Consider the following 6,054-nt stretch of genomic DNA (forward strand, 5'->3'; position numbering starts at 1 on the left):
GACATGAACTTTCGTTTTCTTTCGATACTAGGACTCAGCCTGTCGCTTACGCTGCTTTCGGGCTGTAAAGAGTACCTGACCCAGGTGCCGCTGGACGCTCCGGCAACGGGCCAGTTTTTTAACAATCAAACCGAGATGAACGGGGCCCTGAATGCCGTGTACCGATCGGCGTACTGGAATACGGGCAATACGGCCTACCAGTCGATGATGGACGGCTGGACGGACCTTGCCCTACTGCGGGGTGTGGATCTGGGCGAGGGCAACATTGACGTGTACAACGCCCACGCCAAATCCCTCTGGACGTTTGCCTACACCACCGTTCAGCGAGCCAATACGCTGATTTCAGGCATGGAAACCGGTAAAAGCAGTGTATCAGCGGCAACGTTCAACCAGATTCAGGCCGAAGCCCGCGTACTTCGGGCCTACGCCTATTACCAGTTGGTTTTTCTTTTCGGTGACGTTCCCCTGATTACGAAGCCGCTGGAACCTGCGGAGTTTTATACGCAAACGCGGACTCCGCGGGCCGACGTGCTCAAGTTCATTTATCAGGAACTCGATGCCGCGATTGCCGTACTGCCCTGGACGACGAGCGATCAGGGCCGCGTCACGAAGGCCGTAGCTCTGGGGTATAAAGCCCGTACCGCTCTGTTCAACAAAGAGTATGCGGTCGCCGCCGAGGCTTCCAAGCAAATCATCGACGGTGCAGGACTGAGTTTGAATCCCAGCTTTGCCAACCTGTTTACCCGTACGGGTCAGACGGCCAATGCCGGAAAGGAAATCATGTTCCAGATTTTGTATTCGGATGCGGATGCCAACTCGGTTAATTACGTACCGCTGGGCAGTATTTCCCGGGCCGCTGGTGGGCAGTCGGGTCGCTTTCCGCAGCAACGACTGGTGGATATGTTCGAAGCAAAGGATGGCAAACGCATCGACGAGTCGCCCCTATACGATCCGGCTCAGCCGAGCAAAAATCGGGACATGCGACTGAAGTACACGGTAGCGATTCCCGGAGATACCATCAGCATGAATCAGCAGACCCTGGTGTACACCATTTACAAAAACACCACATCTTTCCGCAATGCCGACGGTAGCTGGATTTCGCGGACCAATGCCGATTTTGACAATGCCTTTGGTCCGGCCAAAAGTGGTGTAGGTTTACTGCATACCAAGTATACCCTTACGCAAGAGAATGCTTTTCAGGCCCGCGTAGGCTTTATTCTGATGCGATACGCGGAAATTCTGCTGATGTACGCTGAAGCCAAAATTGAACTTAATCAACTGGATGCTTCGGTAGTTACGGCTCTGAATCAGGTACGTCGCCGGGCGGGTCAGCCGGCGGTGGATGCCGCCATTCAGGGGGATCAAAACAAGTTACGGCAGCTCGTTCGTCGCGAACGTGTAGCTGAACTGGCGATGGAAGGCTTCCGCTGGTTTGACATTCGTCGCTGGGGTATTGCCGAAGTGGTGATGCCACAAAAAGTAATGGGAGCGGCCAAAGATCCGGCCGTCGCCCCTGCCCCACCGACGTTCAAAACGAGTGCCGTCCATGATCTGAACAACATTCCGGTCTATACTACGAGCGAAAGTCAGCGACTGGTTCGGGAAATTCGCTACTGGTACCCGCGACTGGAATTGTTGCCCATTCCGCAGTCGGAACGCGACATTAACAAACAACTGACGCAAAATTCGGGCTGGTAAAGCCCTCGTATCTCTTCCCGAAAGGTTCAACTTTTCGGGAAGATTCCATGAAGATGAAACGTTCAACCCAACCTTAGTTTTCAGCATCTATTTTCAAGTACCCAATAAGCAGCGACTGCTTTTCCATTTACACGCTTCGGAATAACCGAAGAATGCTTATGAATCGACGTCATTTCATTGAACGCGTATCCCTGACGAGCGGAGGTCTTTTTTCGGCCTCCTTTCTGTCGTTTTCTTCGTACGCCGCAAGTACGGAATCTTCCTTTGCATCTACGACCGCTGACCACCGATCCGCCGACGTCATCGTGGCGGGCGGCGGCCTCGGCGGCTGTGCCGCAGCTCTATCCGCTCTCCGCAATGGACTAAAAGTAGTACTGACTGAAGAAACCGACTGGATCGGTGGACAGATTACCCAACAGGGCGTCCCCCCCGATGAGCACCCCTGGATTGAAACGCACGGAGCCACGCGGCTCTACCGCGATTTCCGTACGGCCGTTCGCCAGTACTACCAGACCTATTATCCGCTTACGGACGACGCCCGGACCCGTACGCATCTGAACCCCGGTGATGGTACGGTTTCCAAACTTTGTCACGAGCCCAAAGTGGCCTTGGCCGTTTTGCTGCAAATGCTGGCTCCGTACCAGAGTTCGCGGCAACTGGTCCTGCTACTCGAACATAAAATCGTAGCGGCAGATGTATCCGGCGACCAGGTAAAAGCACTGAAAGCCCGCAGTCTGCGGAGCGGAAAAGAGCTGGTACTCGAAGCTCCGTATTTCGTGGATGCCACGGAATTGGGGGATTTGTTACCGCTGACGAAAACGGAATTTGTTACCGGGGCCGAATCCCGCCAGCAAACCCGCGAACTCCACGCTCCGGAAAAAGCCGATCCGAACAACGTACAGGCCTTTACGATGTGTATGGCGATGGATTATCTGCCCGGCGAAACGCACGTCATCGACAAACCGAAAGAATATAACTTCTGGCGAAACCTGACGCCAAAACTGACGCCCGCCTGGTCGGGACGCTTGCTGGATCTTCAGTATTCCAACCCCAAAACGCTGGAGCCGAAAGCCCTTGGGTTTAACCCGGAAGGTGTAGCCACGGGCGATAAACTGAACCTCTGGAATTACCGTCGCATCCTCAGTAAAGCGAATTTTAAACCCGGTACCTTGGCGGGTGATATTTCGATCGTCAACTGGCCGCAGAACGATTACACGCTGGGAAACCTGATCGGAGCAAGCGAGAAAGATTTTAAACACCACGTCGATCGGGCCAAACAACTGAGTCTGTCCCTATTGTACTGGCTGCAAACCGAAGCTCCCCGTCCCGACGGCGGACAAGGTTGGGCGGGTTTGCGGCTACGTCCGGACATCATGGGTACGGAAGACGGACTGGCGAAATACCCCTACATCCGCGAGTCCCGACGAATCAAGGCCCTGTTTACCATTCTGGAAGAACACGTCGGAGCCGACAACCGGGCGATGATTACCGGGAAGAAAACCGGTAACACCGCCGCTCCGTTTGCGGATAGCGTGGGCGTGGGCTATTACCACATCGACCTGCACCCGAGTACGGCGGGCAATAACTACATCGATTTCGGCTCGCTGCCTTTCCAGATTCCGTTGGGAGCTCTGATTCCGCAACGGGTCCAAAACCTGCTTCCGGCTAACAAGAACATCGGTACAACGCATATTACCAACGGCTGTTACCGCCTGCATCCGGTCGAATGGAGCATTGGCGAAGCGGTGGGCATGCTGGTGGCCTATGCCCAACAGAAAAAGGTAACGCCGAAAGCCGTCCATGAAAAACTCAATCTGCGGGAAGAATTTCAGAAAATGGTTCGTAGTCAGGGTATTGAAACGCAGTGGCCTTCGGCTTAATCGCTTAGTTGTATGGGAATGAATCGATTTTATAAAGTACTGACTCTGGCCCTGGCGACGACCGTTGCTTCGGCCCAGCTGCCCGCCCTGATTCCGGCTCCCCAAACGCTGGAAGCGGGTACGGGCACCTTTACGCTGACGGCTCAAACGCGATTGGTGGTAAACTCCCCGGAGCTTCGCCGGATGATCGCCGAGCAGTTGCCGCAATTACCAGCGGGTACCTCCGCTACCTCCACGATTACCGTTTCGCTCGCTCCGGCGGCCGATTTGGGTTCGGAAGGCTACGACCTGCGGGTAACGTCCAAAGGCATTACGCTCACGGCTCCCAAAGCCGCTGGTATTTTCTACGGCATTCAAACGCTTCGGCAATTGTTACCGGAAGGAAAAACGGCGTTGCCTCAGACGATTCCGGCGATACACGTCCGGGATCAGCCGCGTTTTGGCTGGCGGGGACTGATGCTGGATGTCAGTCGGCATTTTTACGATAAAGCCTTTGTCAAACGGTACATTGATCAGATGGCCCGGTACAAATTCAATGTCTTTCACTGGCATTTAACGGATGACCAGGGCTGGCGGGTACAGATTAACCGACTACCGAAACTGACGCAGGTGGGAGCCTGGCGGGTACCCCGGACGGGTCGCTGGTGGGATCTGGAGAATACCCAGCCGGGCGAAGTACCTTCCTACGGGGGCTTCTATACGCAGGACGACATTCGCGAAGTAGTGGCCTACGCCCAGCAGCGACATATCACCGTCGTTCCCGAAATCGATATGCCCGGCCACATCATGTCGGCGATTGCGGCGTATCCGCAACTGACCTGCGGGCAACTCCCTACCGAGGTACCGCCGAACGGGAAGCTTTATAAGGTGAAAGACAATACGCTCAACCCTTGCCGGGACAGCACGTATCTCTTCATCGATCAGGTCTTTACGGAAATTGCGGAGTTGTTTCCCGGTCCGTACATCCACGTGGGGGGTGACGAAGCGTATAAGGGCTTTTGGGAGAAATGCGACGAATGCCGGACGTTGATGAAAAAACAGGGGATTAAGAACGTTGAGGAATTGCAGAGTTACTTCATCAAACGCGTTGAAAAAATCGTCCAATCCAAGGGTAAAAAACTCATTGGCTGGGATGAAATTCTGGAAGGCGGACTCGCCCCCGACGCCACGGTGATGAGCTGGCACGGCCTAAAAGGCGGTATCGAAGCCGCCCGGCAGGGTCACCCCGTAATCATGACGCCGCACCAGTTTTGCTACCTCGATCTGTACCAGGGTGATCCGAGTGCGGAACCCAGTACCTACGGCATGTGCCGACTGAGCAAAAGCTATGCATTTGAACCTCTTCCCGACAGTATAAAGGCTGAGCTGGTACTGGGTGGTCAGGGTAATTTGTGGACCGAATCCGTACCCAACGAACGGCACGTGGAGTACATGACCTGGCCGCGAGCTTTTGCCATTGCCGAAGTACTCTGGTCGCCGAAAAATCAGCGAAACTGGCCTGATTTTGTCCATCGGGTGGAAAGTCACTTCAAGCGGCTGGACGTGCAGGATGTCAACTATTCCCGCAGTATGTACAATCCGATCGTTACGTCGGTGAAAAAGCATCCGACCGGCTTGATGGAACTGGTGCTGGATCATGAATTACCGGATGTGGAATTGTACTACTCGACGGACAATACCATTCCTGATCGTCATTTTCCGAAATACACGCAACCGTTTCTGATGCCCAAAGGAGCCGACCGCGTGAAAGTGGTGGCTTACGCCAAGGGTAAACCCATCGGCCGGATGTTGGAACTGACGACTGCCGACATGGAAAAACGGGCTCAATAAACGGGGTTGATTGGTATGAAAACAGCAACGATTATTCTCGGATTAGCTGCTCTGGCGAGTACGCTTTCTTTTCGACCGTACCATCATAGCGAATTGGACACGCCGCCGGATAGCAGTCGGTTTACCGTCATGCCACTGGTACAGGGACTGGACGAACCCATGGGCATGGCCTTGCTCCCCAACCGGAACGTGGTCATTGCCGAACGCAAAGGCGGCGTACGCCTGTACGATGCCCAGGAAAAGCAACTGAAAACCATTGCCAATCTGAACGTATTCAGCGGGATTGAAGACGGATTACTTGGCGTAGCGGCCGACCCGGATTTTGAACGCAACCACTGGCTCTATCTGTATTACGGCGTGGGCGGCGAAAAATGGATTAGTCACCTGTCCCGCTTCGAACTCAAGGGGGATCAGCTTGATCTGGCTTCCAAAAAAGTACTGCTCGAAATTCCGACGCAACGGAAGTACTGCTGCCATTCGGCGGGGTATGTGACTTTTTCCAAGGGTTTGCTGTACCTGTCCACGGGTGACAATACGAATGCGGAAGAAATCGAAGGGCACAATCCTACCGATGAACGACCCGGTCGGGAACTCTCCGACGATCAGGCTTCCACGGCGAATAGTAATGATTTACGGGGCAAGATTC

At 54.3% G+C, this 6,054-nt stretch carries 4 protein-coding genes; all 4 read left to right on the top strand.

Annotated elements, in window-relative coordinates; genetic code table 11:
- The first annotated feature begins 3 nt into the window (after positions 1 to 3).
- The gene (locus BWI93_RS25870; RefSeq protein WP_094816829.1) at positions 4 to 1,698 is read left to right on the top strand and encodes a RagB/SusD family nutrient uptake outer membrane protein; all 1,695 of its coding nucleotides are present in this window, start codon (positions 4 to 6) and stop codon (positions 1,696 to 1,698) included.
- 158 nt (positions 1,699 to 1,856) lie between these two features.
- Positions 1,857 to 3,578 carry an FAD-dependent oxidoreductase gene (locus tag BWI93_RS25875; RefSeq protein WP_094816831.1) on the top strand — a complete coding sequence of 574 codons (1,722 nt, stop codon included), beginning with the start codon at positions 1,857 to 1,859 and terminating at the stop codon, positions 3,576 to 3,578.
- 12 nt (positions 3,579 to 3,590) lie between these two features.
- Positions 3,591 to 5,408, top strand: a complete 1,818-nt coding sequence (locus BWI93_RS25880; RefSeq protein WP_094816833.1) for a beta-N-acetylhexosaminidase — start codon at positions 3,591 to 3,593, stop codon at positions 5,406 to 5,408.
- A 15-nt stretch (positions 5,409 to 5,423) separates the two neighbouring features.
- The coding region (locus tag BWI93_RS25885; RefSeq protein WP_141217607.1) for a sorbosone dehydrogenase family protein at positions 5,424 to 6,054 on the top strand (631 nt) is incomplete at its 3' end.

The sequence above is a fragment of the Siphonobacter sp. BAB-5385 genome (assembly GCF_002261125.1).
In the GTDB taxonomy this organism is placed as follows: Bacteria; Bacteroidota; Bacteroidia; order Cytophagales; family Spirosomataceae; genus Siphonobacter.

Coding starts and splice junctions, on each gene's coding strand:
- BWI93_RS25870 (WP_094816829.1), top strand. CDS start 4: ATGAACTTTCGTTTTCTTTCGATACTAGGACTCAGCCTGTCGCTTACG.
- BWI93_RS25875 (WP_094816831.1), top strand. CDS start 1,857: ATGAATCGACGTCATTTCATTGAACGCGTATCCCTGACGAGCGGAGGT.
- BWI93_RS25880 (WP_094816833.1), top strand. CDS start 3,591: ATGGGAATGAATCGATTTTATAAAGTACTGACTCTGGCCCTGGCGACG.